The 14,252-nt window shown below is 72.3% G+C and carries 16 protein-coding genes; 5 read left to right on the top strand and 11 right to left on the bottom strand.

Annotated elements, in window-relative coordinates:
* Positions 1 to 48 precede the first annotated feature (48 nt).
* The 6 genes from pheT to infC form a co-directional block, all read right to left on the bottom strand.
* Positions 49 to 2,655, bottom strand: coding sequence for a phenylalanine--tRNA ligase subunit beta (gene pheT / locus PCC79_RS06195; protein ID WP_232549675.1), 2,607 nt, complete (start codon positions 2,653 to 2,655; stop codon positions 49 to 51).
* Positions 2,652 to 3,761 (bottom strand): phenylalanine--tRNA ligase subunit alpha, encoded by a 1,110-nt coding sequence (gene pheS, locus PCC79_RS06190; RefSeq protein WP_232549676.1) that lies wholly within the window; start codon positions 3,759 to 3,761, stop codon positions 2,652 to 2,654. Before pheS ends, pheT begins: the two co-directional genes overlap by 4 nt.
* A 100-nt stretch (positions 3,762 to 3,861) precedes the next feature.
* Positions 3,862 to 4,719, bottom strand: coding sequence for a TrmH family RNA methyltransferase (locus PCC79_RS06185; RefSeq protein ID WP_232549677.1), 858 nt, complete (start codon positions 4,717 to 4,719; stop codon positions 3,862 to 3,864).
* 112 nt (positions 4,720 to 4,831) lie between these two features.
* Complete coding sequence (gene rplT / locus PCC79_RS06180; RefSeq protein WP_232549678.1) at positions 4,832 to 5,197, bottom strand: 50S ribosomal protein L20; 366 nt, start codon at positions 5,195 to 5,197, stop codon at positions 4,832 to 4,834.
* A 35-nt stretch (positions 5,198 to 5,232) separates the two neighbouring features.
* Positions 5,233 to 5,427: a 50S ribosomal protein L35 gene (gene rpmI / locus PCC79_RS06175; protein WP_342373306.1), complete on the bottom strand. Its 195-nt coding sequence runs from the start codon at positions 5,425 to 5,427 to the stop codon at positions 5,233 to 5,235.
* A gap of 97 nt (positions 5,428 to 5,524) precedes the next feature.
* On the bottom strand, positions 5,525 to 6,247 hold the full coding sequence (infC, locus tag PCC79_RS06170) for a translation initiation factor IF-3 (protein ID WP_232549680.1): 723 nt from the start codon (positions 6,245 to 6,247) through the stop codon (positions 5,525 to 5,527).
* 303 nt (positions 6,248 to 6,550) lie between these two features.
* On the opposite strand from infC, the gene PCC79_RS06165 reads away from it, so the two are divergent.
* Genes PCC79_RS06165 through PCC79_RS06155 form a run of 3 tightly spaced genes read left to right on the top strand, consistent with a single transcriptional unit; the run spans position 6,551 to position 9,290 of the window.
* Entirely contained in the window at positions 6,551 to 7,330 is a 780-nt protein-coding gene (locus PCC79_RS06165; RefSeq protein WP_342373305.1) for an ABC transporter ATP-binding protein, read from the top strand.
* Positions 7,327 to 8,202, top strand: a complete 876-nt coding sequence (locus tag PCC79_RS06160) for an ABC transporter permease (RefSeq protein WP_232549681.1) — start codon at positions 7,327 to 7,329, stop codon at positions 8,200 to 8,202. Before PCC79_RS06165 ends, PCC79_RS06160 begins: the two co-directional genes overlap by 4 nt.
* 53 nt (positions 8,203 to 8,255) lie before the next feature.
* Entirely contained in the window at positions 8,256 to 9,290 is a 1,035-nt protein-coding gene (locus PCC79_RS06155) for an ABC transporter substrate-binding protein (protein ID WP_342373304.1), read from the top strand.
* A gap of 87 nt (positions 9,291 to 9,377) precedes the next feature.
* Here the strand turns inward: PCC79_RS06155 and PCC79_RS06150 are convergent, their stop codons facing one another.
* Positions 9,378 to 9,887, bottom strand: coding sequence for an SseB family protein (locus PCC79_RS06150; protein ID WP_342373303.1), 510 nt, complete (start codon positions 9,885 to 9,887; stop codon positions 9,378 to 9,380).
* Positions 9,888 to 9,944: 57 nt separating this feature from the next.
* On the opposite strand from PCC79_RS06150, the gene PCC79_RS06145 reads away from it, so the two are divergent.
* Complete coding sequence (locus PCC79_RS06145; protein WP_342373302.1) at positions 9,945 to 10,493, top strand: hypothetical protein; 549 nt, start codon at positions 9,945 to 9,947, stop codon at positions 10,491 to 10,493.
* 1 nt (position 10,494) lies between these two features.
* Positions 10,495 to 11,256, top strand: coding sequence for a hypothetical protein (locus PCC79_RS06140; RefSeq protein ID WP_342373300.1), 762 nt, complete (start codon positions 10,495 to 10,497; stop codon positions 11,254 to 11,256).
* Here the strand turns inward: PCC79_RS06140 and PCC79_RS06135 are convergent, their stop codons facing one another.
* The 4 genes from PCC79_RS06135 to mshC are packed head-to-tail and all read right to left on the bottom strand — an operon-like array spanning position 11,257 to position 14,173.
* A complete protein-coding gene (locus PCC79_RS06135) occupies positions 11,257 to 11,757 on the bottom strand; it encodes a PH domain-containing protein (protein WP_342373299.1) in 501 nt (166 codons plus the stop codon).
* A gap of 22 nt (positions 11,758 to 11,779) precedes the next feature.
* Positions 11,780 to 12,637 (bottom strand): ATP phosphoribosyltransferase, encoded by an 858-nt coding sequence (gene hisG / locus PCC79_RS06130; RefSeq protein ID WP_342373298.1) that lies wholly within the window; start codon positions 12,635 to 12,637, stop codon positions 11,780 to 11,782.
* A gap of 10 nt (positions 12,638 to 12,647) precedes the next feature.
* A complete protein-coding gene (locus tag PCC79_RS06125; protein WP_232549688.1) occupies positions 12,648 to 12,911 on the bottom strand; it encodes a phosphoribosyl-ATP diphosphatase in 264 nt (87 codons plus the stop codon).
* Positions 12,912 to 12,922: 11 nt separating this feature from the next.
* On the bottom strand, positions 12,923 to 14,173 hold the full coding sequence (gene mshC, locus PCC79_RS06120) for a cysteine--1-D-myo-inosityl 2-amino-2-deoxy-alpha-D-glucopyranoside ligase (RefSeq protein ID WP_342373297.1): 1,251 nt from the start codon (positions 14,171 to 14,173) through the stop codon (positions 12,923 to 12,925).
* Positions 14,174 to 14,252 lie beyond the last annotated feature (79 nt).

Raw genomic sequence — 14,252 nt, 5'->3', positions numbered from 1 at the left:
CCCCCGTGGTGGAGGAGTCCGTGTGCGCGCTCCACGCGCCAGGATGGGTCAGGCCCGCAGCTCGGCACCCCACGCGCGCGCCGCCTCGGCGACGGCGGCGGCGCGGGCCTGGGCCACCTCGGCGTCGGTCAGCGTCCGATCCGGCGCGCGGAACCGCAGCGCGAACGCGACGGACTTCTTGCCCGCCGGCACCGGATCGCCTGTGTAGACGTCGAAGAGGCGCACCGATTCCAGCAGCGTTCCGCCGCCCGCGACCAGCGCGGACTCCAGCGACGCCGCGCCGACGGACTCCTCCACCACGAGCGCCACGTCCTCCTTCACCACCGGGTGCGTCGACACCGCGGCGACCGAGCCGGGCTCGCCGGCCAGCGAGAGCAGCAGGTCGAGGTCCAACTCGAGGGCGGCCGTGCGGGCCGGGAGGTCGAAGGCCTTGATGACGCTGGGGTGCAGCTCGCCGGCGTGGCCGACGACCGTCCCGGACACGACCAGCTCGGCGCACCGCCCCGGGTGCCACGGCATGACGGACGCCGGCGCCCGCGTCAGCTCGGCGCCCACGGTCGTCGCCACGAGCTCGGCCAGGCCGAACGCCTGCCGCCAACCCGCGGGCTGCGCGGGGCCGTCCCAGCCAGCCGGAAGCCAGTCGCCTGCCACCACGGCCGCGAGATGACGCGGCTGCTCGGGCAGGGTCGCCTCGATGGCGGCCAGGTCGGACTCCGACGGGCGGCCCGACACCCCGGGCAGCGGAGTCGGCTCGTCGCCGGCCGAGAAGAACACCCGGCCCGCCTCGAACAGCGCCACGTCATCGATGCCGCGCGAGGCGTTGCGCGCGAGCGCCCCGAACAGCCCGGGCAGGATCGTCGTGCGCAGCACCGGCGCGGTGTCGGCCAGCGGGTTCGCCAGCCGGACGCCGCGGCGGCGCCGATCGTCGGCCAGCAGCCCGAGCGCGTCGGCGTCCGCCTGGCCCACCCACGGGAACGTGAGCACCTCGACGAAGCCGCTCGTGGCGACCGCCCGCGTGACGGCACGCCGCAGGTGTTGCTCGCGGGTGAGGCCGCGTCCGGCGGGCGCGGTGGGCACCACCGATGGAATACGGTCGTACCCCACCTTGATGCCGACCTCCTCGACGTAGTCGAAGGGGTCCACGAGGTCGCTGCGCCAGGTCGGCGGGGTCACGGTGAGGGACGCCCCCGGCGCCGCCTCGCCGCCGTCCGCAACCGGCTCGTCCACACCCGCCACGCGCACCCCGGAGGCGGTCAGGATCGCCACCACCTGATCGGCGCTCACCGGCATGCCGAGGATCCGCTCCGGCAGGTTCGCAGCGAGCGTCTGGGTGGGCATCGCGGGCACGGACCCGGCCACCGTCTCGGCGACGAGCTCTCCCCCGCCCAGCTCCACCAGCAGCTCGGCCACCCGTCGGGCGGCGGAGTAGGCGGCGCCGGCGTCCACGTGGCGTTCGAAGCGCTTGGACGCCTCGCTCACCAGTCGGTGCCTGCGCGAGGTTCGCGCGATGCTGATCGGATCGAAGTGGGCGGCCTCGATGACGATGCGGGTCGTCGCGTCGCGCAGCTCGGTGGTCTCCCCGCCCATGACGCCGGCCAAGCCGATCGGGCCGGTCTCGTCGGTGATCAGCAGGTCCTCGTCGTCCAGCCGACGCGTCACGCCGTCCAGCGTCACGAGCGTCTCCCCACCGCGGGCGCGCCGCACGACGAGGGGCCCGGCGAGGGCGTCCGCGTCGTAACAGTGGTTCGGTTGGCCGGTCTCGAGCATGACGTAGTTGGAGATGTCGACGCTCAGCGAGATCGAGCGCATGCCGCAGGCCGCCAGCCGCTGGCGCAGCCAGCTCGGGCTGGGTGCCGCCGGGTCGAACCCCTCGACCGTCAGCGCCACGAACAGCGGGCAGGCGTCGGACTCCAGCCGCACCGGATACCCGCCCTCGGACGCCGCCGGTGTCGGGTGGGCGATCACGTCGGTGAACGCCACCCCGAGCGACTGGGACGCCTCGCGGGCCAGGCCGCGCACCGACAGGCAGTGCCCCATGTCGGAGGTGATCGGCATGTCGAGCACCTCGTCGGCCACCCCCATGGCGTCCAGCGCCGGAGCGCCGAGCACCCACGGCTCCCCCGCCGCGTCGATGTCACCCAGCACGATGATGCCGCTGTGGTCCTCGCCCAGGCCCAACTCGTCCTCGGCGCAGATCATGCCGTCGCTGAGGTGCCCGTAGGTCCTGCGGGAGCCGATGGTGAAGCCGCCCGGTTGCGTGGGGTCCGGCAGCGTCGTGCCCGGCAGCGCCACCACCACGTGGTCACCCGGGGCGAAGTTCAGGGCACCGCAGATCACGCCGCGCGGCCAGTACCCGCCCCCCGGGGAGCCGATCCGCTCCACCGTCTCGCCGCGCAGCGGCCCCGGGGCGGCGTCGGGGGCCAGCTCGGCGCCGACGTCCACGTGGCACCACCGGATGGTCTTGCCGTTCTTCTGCGGCTCCTCGACGAAGTCGACGACCCGGCCGATGACCAGCGGCCCTGTGACGTCGCCGCCCACGGCCTCGACGCGCTCCACCTCCAGGCCGGCGCGCACCAGCGCCTCGCCCAGCTCGCGGCCCGACAGACCCGCGGGCAGCGCGGCGTACTCGGCGATCCAGCTCTTCGTGACCCTCACCGGGACTCCCCCTTCAGCGACCGGCTGAACCGGACGTCGCCCTCGACCATGTCGCGCATGTCCTCGGCGTTGTTGCGGAACATGAGCGTGCGCTCGATGCCCATGCCGAACGCGAACCCGCTGTAGACGTCGGCGTCCACGCCCGCGGCGCGCAGCACGCGGGGGTTGACGACGCCGCAGCCGCCCCACTCGATCCAGCCCTCGCTGCGGCAGGTGCGGCAGGGCGCGTCCGGATTGCCGACGGAGGCGCCGTGGCACACGAAGCACTCCAGATCCATCTCCGCGCTGGGCTCGGTGAACGGGAAGTAGTTGGGCCGGAAACGCGTTGTCACGTCGCCGAACATCGCCTGCGCCAGGTGATCGAGCGTGCCCTTCAGGTGCGCCAGCGTGATGCCCTTGTCGACCACCAGCCCCTCGATCTGGTGGAACGCCGGGACGTGCGTGGCGTCGAACTCATCGGAGCGGAACACCTTGCCCGGACACACGACGTAGACCGGCAGCTCGCGGTTGAGCAGCGCGCGGATCTGCACCGGCGAGGTGTGCGTGCGCAGCACGCGGTGCGCCGAGGCGGGCTCGACGAACAGCGTGTCGGTCTCGGCGCGGGCCGGGTGGTCGGGGTGCAGGTTGAGGGCATCGAAGTTCATCCACTCGGCCTCGACCTCGGGGCCCTCGGCGATCTCCCAGCCCATGGCGACGAACACGTCGCCCATCAGGTCCATCAGGCCGGTGATCGGGTGGATCGCCCCCTGCGGCGCCAGCGCCACCGGCAGCGTCACGTCGATGGCCTCCCGCGTGAGCGCCTCCTCCAGCTCGGCGGCCTCGATCTCCTCGGCACGCGCGGCCAGGGCGGCGTTGATCTGCCCCCGCGCGGCCCCCATGCGGCGGCCGGCGTCCTTGCGGGCGGCCGGCGGCAGGGCGCCGATCTCGCGGTTGGCCAGCGCGATCGGCGACCGGTCGCCGGTGTGCGCCAACCGCGCGGCCTTCAGCGAGGCGCTGTCGGACGCCGCCGCGAACGCCCCCAGGGCGTCCGCCACGGTCGCCGCCAGCGACTCCTCGCTCAGCGCCGACACCTGCTTCGGGTCGTACTGGTCGTTCGGGCCCGACATGGGCTCTCCTTCGTGGCTACTCAACGTGCTCTCAGGTGGCGTGCGGTTCGGCGGGTCTGCGCTTCGAGCCGCGAGGGCAGCGCCCCGCGGCGGAAGGCGCTCAGGCCGTGCGCTGCGCGGACGCCGAGGCGTACAGGCAGATCGCGGCGGCGGTGGCCAGGTTCAGCGACTCGGCGTGGCCGTAGATCGGCACGGCCACGGTGGTGTCGGCCAGGTCGAGGTGTTCGGCCGGCAGGCCCCACGCCTCGTTGCCCATCACCCAGGCCGTCGGCCGGCCGAGCTGCTCCCCGAGATCGGTCAGGTCGACCCCGGCGTCCCCGTCGGTGGCGAACACCTGCATGCCGGCGGCGCGGCAGGCCTCGATGGTCGCCTCCAACTCCACGCCGACCACGACGGGGAGGTGGAACAGGCTGCCAACCGAGGCGCGCACCGTCTTGGGGTTGTAGACCTCGACCGAGTCGGAGCTGAACACGACGGCGTCCGCGCCGAAGGCGTCCGCGCACCGGATCACCGTGCCCGCGTTGCCGGGGTCGCGGATCTGGGCGCAGATGACGATCAGCGCCACGTCCTTGCGCTCGTGCTTCTTCTTGGGCTGCGTCGGATCCTTGCGGCGCGTGCCGAGCACGGTCGAGAGGTCGACGTCGACGCGGTTGGCGACGGCGATGACGCCCTGGGGCGTCACGGTGTCGGACATCGTGCCGAGGTTCTGCTCGCTGACGGCGTAGACCGGGACGGCCTCGGCGCGGGCGGCGTCGATGAGGTCGACGTTGGCGGCGGCGTCCGACCAGCGCACGAACAGCGACTCGACCACGCCCGGCACCGCGAGGGCCTCGCGGACCCCCTGGCGTCCCTCGACCAGGAACAGGCCGGATTCACGGCGCTCCTTGCGGCGCAGCAGGCTGCGCGCCTTGCGCAGGTCGGCGTTGCTCGGCTCCTCGAGCTCGATGCGTTCGCTCATCATCCCTCCGAATCTCGCGTCGCCCAGCCTTGCACATCTGACGGACGCGAACATGCGCGCGCGGCAGCCCGGGACACGTGGGAACCCCGGCTGCCGCGCGGCGTGGACCGTCTCAGGCGGCGGCGGGCTGGCTGGCCTTGGCCAGCTCGACCAGCGACGCGAACGCCTGCTCGTCGGTCACGGCCAGATCCGCCAGGATCTTGCGGTCGACCTCGACACCGGCGGCCTTCAGGCCGGAGATGAACCGGTTGTAGGTCATGCCGTTGGCGCGGGCGCCGGCGTTGATCCGCTGGATCCACAGGCGGCGGAAGTCGCCCTTCTTGTCCTTGCGGTGGTCGTAGCTGTACGTGTAGCTGTGGAGCAGCTGCTCCTTGGCCTTGCGGTACAGGCGCGAGCGCTGGCCGCGGTAGCCGGACGCCTCGTCCAGCACCTCACGGCGCTTCTTCTTCGCGTTCACGGAGCGCTTGACGCGAGCCATGGTGGTATCTCCTCGTGGGTGTCAGTTCGGGTGGGTCACTTGCCGAGCAGGCGCTTGGCGGTCTTGGTGTCGGCCTCGCTCAGCACGACGTCATTGCTCAGGCGGCGGGTGCGCGTCGTGGGCTTGTGCTCGTTGAGGTGCATCTTGCCGGCGCGGCGGCGCATGATCTTGCCGCTGCCGGTGACCCGGAACCGCTTCTTGGCACCGGAGTGCGTCTTCATCTTCGGCATGTCGCCGCTCCTTCTTTCTTCGGCACGACCCCGGGCGCGAGGTCGCAGGTTCTTGGCACACGGATCCCGGGCGGGCCCGTGCGGATGGCGATCGACGTCAGATGACGTCGGGATCCAGGTTGTCGGCCGGCCCCCGCTTGCGCCGGGGCTGGGCGGACGCGTGCGCCGCGGCCCGCTGCTCGGCGGCCTCCCGGGCCTCGGCCTCGGCGTCGGCCTGACGCTGCTCGGCGCGGACCTGCTTGGCGGCCTGCTCCTCGGCGCGGGCCTCGGCCTTGCGCCGAGTGGGCGTGAGCACCATGAGCATGTTGCGGCCGTCCTGGCGCGGCTGGCTCTCGACGCTGCCGTCCTCCGCCACGTCGTCGGCGAGGCGCTTGAGCAGGTTGTAGCCGAGCTCGGGGCGGCTCTGCTCGCGGCCACGGAACATGATGGTGATCTTCACCTTGTCCCCGCCACGGAGGAAGCGGACCACGTGGCCCTTCTTCGTCTCGTAGTCGTGGTCGTCGATCTTCGGGCGGAGCTTCATCTCCTTGATGACCGTGTTCGTCTGGTTGCGTCGGCTCTCGCGCGCCTTCTGCGCGCTCTCGTACTTGAACTTTCCGTAGTCCATGAGCTTCGCGACCGGCGGACGGGCCTGCGGCGCGACCTCGACCAGGTCGAGATCCGCCTCGCGGGCCAGGCGCAGGGCGTCGTCAATGCGGACGATGCCGACCTGCTCGCCGTTGGGGCCGACCAGGCGTACTTCGTTCACATGGATGCGATCGTTGATGCGCGGTTCGGTGCTGATGGGTGTGCCTCCCTGTCGTGGTGGGCGTCGACACACGAAAAGGGCTCCCGCTGCGTGCGGAAGCCCAAGCCCAGCGGCACTCACCCCGACTCCCCGGGGGCACCGATACCCTGCCGGCCGGGGGCCGGGCGGGTGGGAGCTTGGCGACTCCACTTCGCAGCGAACGCACCCTCGACGGGTGGTCGAACCCGTCCATCCTATCGGACCCCGCGCCCTCGCCCAAGTCGGCTGCCCGCCCACGATGTGTCGGCGGACGCGGACGCCCGGTTCCGCCCCCTAGTCTGGTGCCTTTCACACCGACGTGCACGCACCCATCACCGAGCCCGGGAGGATCGCAGCATGGCCAAGGCCGCCACCGTGGAGGCCCGCGAGGTGTCGAAGGTCTTCTTCTCCGGATCGGATCCGGTGTGGGCCCTCGACGGCGTCTCGCTCACCCTCGACCCGGGGTCGTTCACCTGCATCGTGGGCCCGTCCGGCTGCGGCAAGTCGACGCTGCTGCGCATCATGGGCGGCCTGGAGCCGCTCACCTCCGGCGAGGTGCGGCGTCCCCAGAGCGGCCAGCGCGTCAGCGAGGCGTTCGTGTTCCAGGAGCACGGCGTGTTCCCCTGGATGACCGTGCTCGACAACGTGGCCTTCGGGCTGCGCATGAACGGGGCGGGGGCGTCCGCCCGGACGGCCACGGCACGCGACTGGATCTCCCGCGTCGGGCTGGCCGCCTTCGAGGGCCACTACCCCCACCAGCTCTCGGGTGGCATGCGGCAGCGCGTCGCCATCGCGCGCGCCTTCGCGACCGGCTCCGCGGTGCTGCTCATGGACGAGCCCCTCGGCGCGCTGGACGCGCAGACCCGGCAGCTCATGCAGGAGGAGCTGCTGACCCTGTGGGAGGCCGAGCGCAAGACGGTGCTCATGGTGACCCACGACATCGAGGAGGCGATCCTGCTCGGCGACCGGATCATCGTGATGTCGACCCGACCGGGGCGCATCACGTCCGACATCGCCGTGCCGTTCCCCCGCCCCCGCACGATGGGCATCGAACGCGACCCGGCGTTCGTCGACCTACGCCACCGCATCTGGGGCCTGCTCAAGGACGACGTCCGCGCCACCGAGGAGGGGGCATGACGCCCACGAACCACGCCGCGACGCCGGCGTCCGCGCCCAGCGAGTCGCCCGACCGCGCGGCGCGCACCGAGGCGGCAGCCCGCGACGAGCGCGCCCGCGAGCGGCGCCTGCGCACCCGGGATCTCGTGCTGGCCGTCGCGACGCCGGTGGCGCTGCTGGCCCTGTGGGAGGTGGCCGCCCGGGCGGGGTGGATCGACATCCGCGTCTTCTCCTCCCCCACCGCCGTGGCCGCCCAGGCCGCGACCATGGCGTCCGACGGTTCGCTGGCCACCCACACGCTCGCCACGCTCGGGCGCCTCACCATCGGCGGGCTGATCGGGGCGGTGCTGGGGGTCGTCGTCGGGTTGCTCATGGGCACCTCCCGCGCGCTCAACGCCGCGCTCGGCCCGACGTTCGCGGCGCTGTACGCGCTGCCGAAGGTGGCCATCCTGCCCATCTTGTTGTTCATCTTCGGCCTCACGGAGACGCCGCGGATCCTGTCGGTGGTGATCAGCGTGTTCTTCATCATGCAGATCAACACCGTGGCCGGGGTGCACGCGATCGACGCGAAGCTGCTCGAGGCCGCCCGGGCCTACGGGGCCCGCGGGCTCGACCGCTTCCGCTTCGTGATCCTGCCCGGGGCGCTGCCCTACGTCTTCGCGGGGTTCCGCGTCGCGGTGGGCACGGGGGTCATCGTCATCACCGCCGTGGAGATGCTGGCGTCCAACACCGGCCTGGGCTATCTCATCTGGAACTCCTGGACGCTGTTCATGCCTGCCCGCATGTACGTGGGGCTCGTGATGGTGTCGCTGCTCGGCGCGGGCCTCACCGCCCTGTTCGCCCTGCTCGAGCGCCGGGCCATCCCGTGGCGCCGCGGACGCCGCGCGTCCTGACGTCCTCCCCCAACCCTGAAACCGACCGCACCACCCACCTGAGGAGCACTCCCGTGAAGCGCACCGCAAACCGCATCGCCGGCCTGGTGGCCGGCCTCGCCCTGGCCCTGGCCGGCTGCACCGGGCAGGCCGCGCCGTCGGCGTCCGACTCGGCCGGCACGGCCGAAGGCACCGAAACCACCACCGTCCGCGTCGCCCACGTGCCGTCGACGCTGTTCTCCCCGCTGTACATCGCCCAGGCCAAGGGGTACTTCGCCGAGAACGGCGTCGAGGTGCAGCTGGAGGCGGTGCAGTCGGGCCAGGACGCGATCCCGCTGTTGGCCTCCGGGCGGCTGGACGCGCTGACCGCCGGTTTCTCCGCCGGCATGTTCAACGCGCGCAGCGAGGGCCTGGAGTTCCAGGTGGTCGGCTCGATGGGGCGCCAGACCGGCGACCCGGAGGACTCGCCCACCTCGCTCATCGCGGCGCAGGCGTCCTACGACGACGGTTCGGTGACGTCGGTGGCCGATCTGGCGGGCAAGCGGATCGCCGCCGCGGGCGGCCCGGGGGCGACGGGCGGGTTCCTGGTCGCGTCGATCCTGGAGGAGGCCGGCCTGGAGCTGACGGACGTGGAGATCGTCAACGTCTCCACCCCCGACATGCCCAACGCGCTGGCGACGGGCGCGGTGGACGCCGCGCTCATCTCGGCGCCGCTGTCGGAGCGGGTCGTCGGTGACGGTGCCGGCACCGTGATCGGGGTGCCCGCCGCGGGCGTCAGCTCGACCGGCGTCCTGTACGGCCCCGAGTTCGCCGCCACCCCGGCCGCGCAGCAGTTCTTCGACGCGCTCGTGCAGGGCGCGGCCGACCTGCAGGGCGAGGGTGCCACCGACGAGGAGAACCTGCAGATCCTCGCCGAGGCGACGTCGCAGGACATCGAGGTGCTGCGCACCGCGCCGAAGTACACCTTCGACCCGGGCCTGGCGCCCTACCCCGAGACCATCGACCAGATGGAGCGCATCTGGATGGCCGGCGGGCAGATCACCCACACCACGCCGCTGGGGGCCGACGCGTTCGTGAACGACGAGTTCAGCGCGAACGCCGGTTCCTGACCGCCGTCGCAGGGGCGCCCGGGCCGCTTAAGACTGGGGCCGGGCTCAGCGTTCACCTTCTTGGGCAGGTCACCGTTCAAGGGCTGGTCACCCCGCATTGGTCTTGCCGCGGGCGTGGACCCAGCCGAAACCCCCGTCGTCGAGCTCCACGAGCCGGCGGCCCTGCGCGAGCTGCGCGAGGACGTCGCCCTCCAGCACCAAGGACGCCGGACCGGCGATGTCGATGACCACGGCGACCGACCCGGTCTCGGCGGCGGTCGCGGCGACGTCGTCCAGGGTGCACGGGACGGGTCGCGCCTGGGGCTGCCAGGCGGTCAGGGCGTCCAGGCCGCTGAAGACCGGCACGGCCGTGGCGCCGGCGTCCGACTGCACCAGGACGGCCGCCATCTCGGCGTGCCGGTCGGGGTCGGGGCCGTCGCCACCCTCGTCGCCCGTGGCGACGATGGGCAGCAGGAAGCGGCCGACGCACAGCTCCACGATGGCCCGCTGGTAGGCGCGGGCGTCGTCGTAGGCGGACGCGAGCGCCGCCCGCACCCTTGGGTCGGGGGCGCCGGTGTCGCCGGCATAGGACGCTTGGGGCTGGCCGAGAAAACGCACGGGGCCCACGGTAGCGCCGGTTGGGACCGGGGCTCCCGGGGGCCGTAGGGTGGAGCCATGCAACCCGACGTCCTCCACATCGTCATCACCGTCGTGCTGACGCTGCTCTTCGCCGTGGTCACGGCCCTGATCTGGCGCCGCGCCCAGGTGAAGACGGTGTTCTGGTGGATCGGGCTCACCCTGCTGCCCGCCGGCGTCTACCTGCTGGGCCTGGCGCCCGCCGTCGACGGCGCGATCACCACCCTGACGTCCTGGGTGCAGGGTCTCGCGCTGACGCCGCTGGTCTGGACGGGCATCGTGCTCGCGGGGCTCTCGGCCCTCCTCATGCTGGGCAGCCGGCTCATTCCCTCGGAATCACTCGCCGACCGTCGTGCCGCTCGCAAGGACGCCGCGAAGCAGCCGCGCACCGCGTCCGGGAGTGCTGCGCCGACGGCGCGAGCCTCCGCGAGCGGACGCCCCCGCCCGGCCGTGACCGGCCGCGACACCTCCGCCGCTGCCGGTGGGGCGACGCGCCCTGGGACGGCCGCCCCCGGCAACCAGGCGGCGGGCTCCGACGCCGAGTTCGACGAGATCGCGGAACTGCTCCGCAAGCGCGGCATCAACTGACGTGCACCACCCCGCACAACCGCCCGAGCTCGTCACCGACCTCTCCCCCACCACGTGGATCGAGCCGCGTCTGGAACCGTGGGGCTGGGGCCGCGGTGTGCCCGTGTGCTCGCAGGTGCCCACCGGATTCGCGGTCTACCTCCGCCTGTTCCACCCCGCCCCCGACGGCCGCCGTTGGGATCGCATCGCCGCCCAGCGGTATCGCTTCGCGCACCCCCTGATGCAGTGGGAGGGCCTGTGCCGCAACCAGGACGAGTTCGTGAACGGGCCGATGATCGGCTCGCTGCCCGAGGCCGAGATGCGCCGGCTGTTCGGCCACCTGCCGTCAGCCGACGAGGTTTACTACGCCTTCTGGAACGGCTTCGGTCTCGATTACGTCGCGGCCGGTCTGGACCCGGAGCGACCGGGCCGGGTGCTCGGCCAGGGCCGGCGGATCGACAGCTGGCGCACCCCGCTGCTGGAGTTGCCCTCCCGCGGCTACGTCGTCCTGCGCGGCCCCCTGCATCCCCTCGCGCTGGTGACACGTGGGCAGGGCGACGCACCCCTCGAACCGGAGCAGTCGCCCAATCTGATCTGGCCGGCGGAGCACACGTGGTTCGTGGCCACCGAGATCGACCACCGCTTCACGCTCATCGGCGGTGATGAGGCTCTCGCCACGGCGCTGCTCGACGACCCGGAACTCGAAGTCGTGCGCGTCCAGCCGGACGACCGCATCGACTACGGCGGCGACACCGTCAACGACAAGCTGCCCGCCTGGGGCTGATCAGCCCTCGCCCCCCTCAACGCCGGGCACGGCGACATCGGACGCGGGCCGGACGGGCGCGTACCGGGCGTGGAGCTCGCGGAGCACCTCGACGTCCTCGTCGGTGTAGTGGCCGTCCACGCGCTGCAGTGCGAGCACCGGCTGGTCGAGGTGACCCTTCTCGAGGAATGCCCACGAGTCGCCCGGCCAGTAGCGAACCGCCGCGACGGCGTCCCACGGCACGTGATAGCGCTTGAGACCGTTGCGCAACACCACGCCCTCCGGGCCGGCCTTCACCCAGCACATCGCCATGATCCACACGATGCCCAGCATGATGAGCACGAAGAAGACGAGCGTGCCGATCTGCAGGCCGGTGAACAGGACGCGAATCGATGCCGGCAGCATGAACCAGCCCAGCAGCGCCGCCCCGGGCAACACGATCGACCACAGGATCGCCTGCCGGCGCACCATGCGGGGGTGCGCGGCCAGCTCGACCTGACTCAGTTCCTTCGGACGGCCCATGGCTCCCACCCTAGCGACCCGCTCAGAGGCGGCACGCCGCGATGTCGGTGACGAGGATGCCCTCGGCGCCGACGTCCCACAGCTCATCCATGAGCCGGTGCGCCTCGGCGGCCGGGATCATGGCGCGCACCGCGAGCCAGCCGTCGCGCGCCAGCGGTGACACGGTCGGGCTGTCGATGCCGGGGGTGATCGCACAGGCGGCCTCGAGGCGTGCCTCGGAGACGTTGTAGTCGATCATCTTGTAGTTGCGGGCGGTCATGACCCCGGCGAGGCGGCGCAGCAGCAGGTCCAGCCCCGCCGGACGCTCGACGCCCCGCGGCTGGATCAGGATCGCCTCGCTCACCAGGATCGGCTCGCCGAACATCTCCAGCCCGGCGCGCTTGAGCGTCGAACCGGTCTCGACGACGTCGGCGACGGCGTCCGCCACCCCCAGGCGGACGGCCGACTCGACCGCCCCGTCCAGCTTGATGAGGCGCGCCTCGATGCCACGCTCGGCGAGCCAGGCCCCGAGCAGCCCCGGGTAGCTGGTGGCGATGCGGGTGCCGTGGAGGTCGGCGGCGCTCCAGCCGGACGCCCCCGGCGCGGCGAAGCGGAACTTCGTGCCGCCGAACCCGAGGGCGAGCACCTCCTCGGCGGCGGCCGCGGAGTCGAGCAGCATGTCGCGGCCGGTGAAGCCGAGGTCGAGCGTCCGCTCCCCCACGTACACCGCGATGTCGCGGGGCCGCAGGTAGTAGAACTCGACCTGGTTGGCGGCGTCGAGCAACACCAGATCCTTGGAGTCGGTGCGCTGCCGGTAGCCCGCCTCGGTCAGCACGTGGGTGGTCGCCTCGGCCAGGGAGCCCTTGTTGGGCAGGGCGATGCGCAGCGGTCGGTCGGTCACGGTCGGCCTCTCAGAGGTAGCGGTAGACGTCGGCGAGGGTCAGACCCTTCGCGATCATCAGGACCTGCGTGTGGTAGAGCAGCTGGCTGATCTCCTCGGCCGTCTCGGCGTCGGACTGGAACTCCGCGGCCATCCACGACTCGGCCGCCTCCTCGACGACCTTCTTGCCGATGAAGTGGACGCCGGCGTCCAGCTCCTTCACCGTGCCCGACCCCTCGGGCCGTTCGGCCGCCTTGGCGGACAGCTCCGCGAACAGATCCTCGAACGTCTTCACGTGGCCCCACCCTAGCCGTTCAGGCGGACGCCGAGCAGCGCATCCACGGCGGTGACCACGGCGTCGACGGCGGCCGGGTCGTCCCCGCCGACGCTCGTGTGGGCCGCCACCCAGGTGTCGACGGCCGCCAGGGCCGCGGGGGCGTCCAGGTCGTTGCGCAGCGCGTCCCGGATCGCGGCGACCGTCTCGTCGGCGGTGAAGCCCCCGGCATCGTTGGTGACCGCGAGCCACGAGGCGAGGCGCTGCTGCGCCGCGGCCAGGTCGGCGTCGGTGTACTCCCAGTCGTCGCGGTAGTGGTGCGCGAGCAGCACGAGCCGGATGGCCCGGGCGTCGACGCCCTGCTCGCGCAGCTTCGAGACGAGCACCAAGTTGCCCTTGGACTTGCTCATCTTTTCGCCGTCGTAGCCGACCATGCCGGCGTGCACGTAGGCGCGGGCGAACGGCTCGCCCGTGGCGGCGCGCGCCTCGACGGCGCACATCTCGTGGTGCGGGAACACCAGGTCGGAGCCGCCGCCCTGGACGTCAAAGGTCTCCCCGAGGTGCTCCAGCGCGATGGCGGTGCACTCGATGTGCCAACCTGGACGCCCCCGCCCCAGGCTCGACTCCCATGCCGGCTCTCCGTCGCGCGCCTGGCGCCAGACCAGGCAATCGAGGGGGTCGCGCTTGCCCGGGCGGTCGGGGTCCCCGCCACGCTCGGCGAAGATCGCCCGGGCGGCCGCGAGGTCGAGATGCGCGACGTCCATGAAGCCGTCGGCGGCGCTGCAGGCGAAGTACCAGTCGGGGTGCTCGGGGTCGTCCACCTGGTACACAAGACCCGTCGGCCGGAGTCGCTCGATCAGGCTCACGACCAGCGGGATGGACTCGACCGCCCCGACGTAGTGGTCGGGCGGCAGGACGCACAGGGCCTCCATGTCGGTGCGGAACAGTTGCGTCTGGTCTTCTGCCAGCTCCTCCCACGCGACGCCGGTCGCGTCGGCGCGCTCGAGCAGCGGGTCGTCGACGTCGGTCACGTTCTGGGTGTAGCGGACGCCCACGCCGGCGTCCCGCCAGACGCGGTTCAGCAGGTCGAACGCGACGTAGGTGTTGGCGTGGCCGAGATGCGTGGCGTCGTAGGGCGTGATGCCGCAGACGTAGAGCCGGGCGTCGGCGTCCGAGGCCGGGCCCACCTCAACCAGACGGCCGGTCGCGGTGTCGAACACGCGCGGACGCCGCGGGTCCCGGTGGGCCAGCGGGGGCACGTCCGGGGCGGACCATGCCTGCATGGGGGCTCCTGTCGTCGAGTTGGGCGGCGACGCGCGCGGTTGCGGCAACCTGCCTCGGGAAAGCCTAGCGTCGCCATTA

Source organism: Propioniciclava soli, from assembly GCF_038502305.1.
Classification (GTDB): Bacteria; Actinomycetota; Actinomycetes; order Propionibacteriales; family Propionibacteriaceae; genus Propioniciclava; species Propioniciclava soli.
Note: the sequence above shows the minus strand (reverse complement) of the source record. Positions and strands in the feature narration are given on the sequence as shown.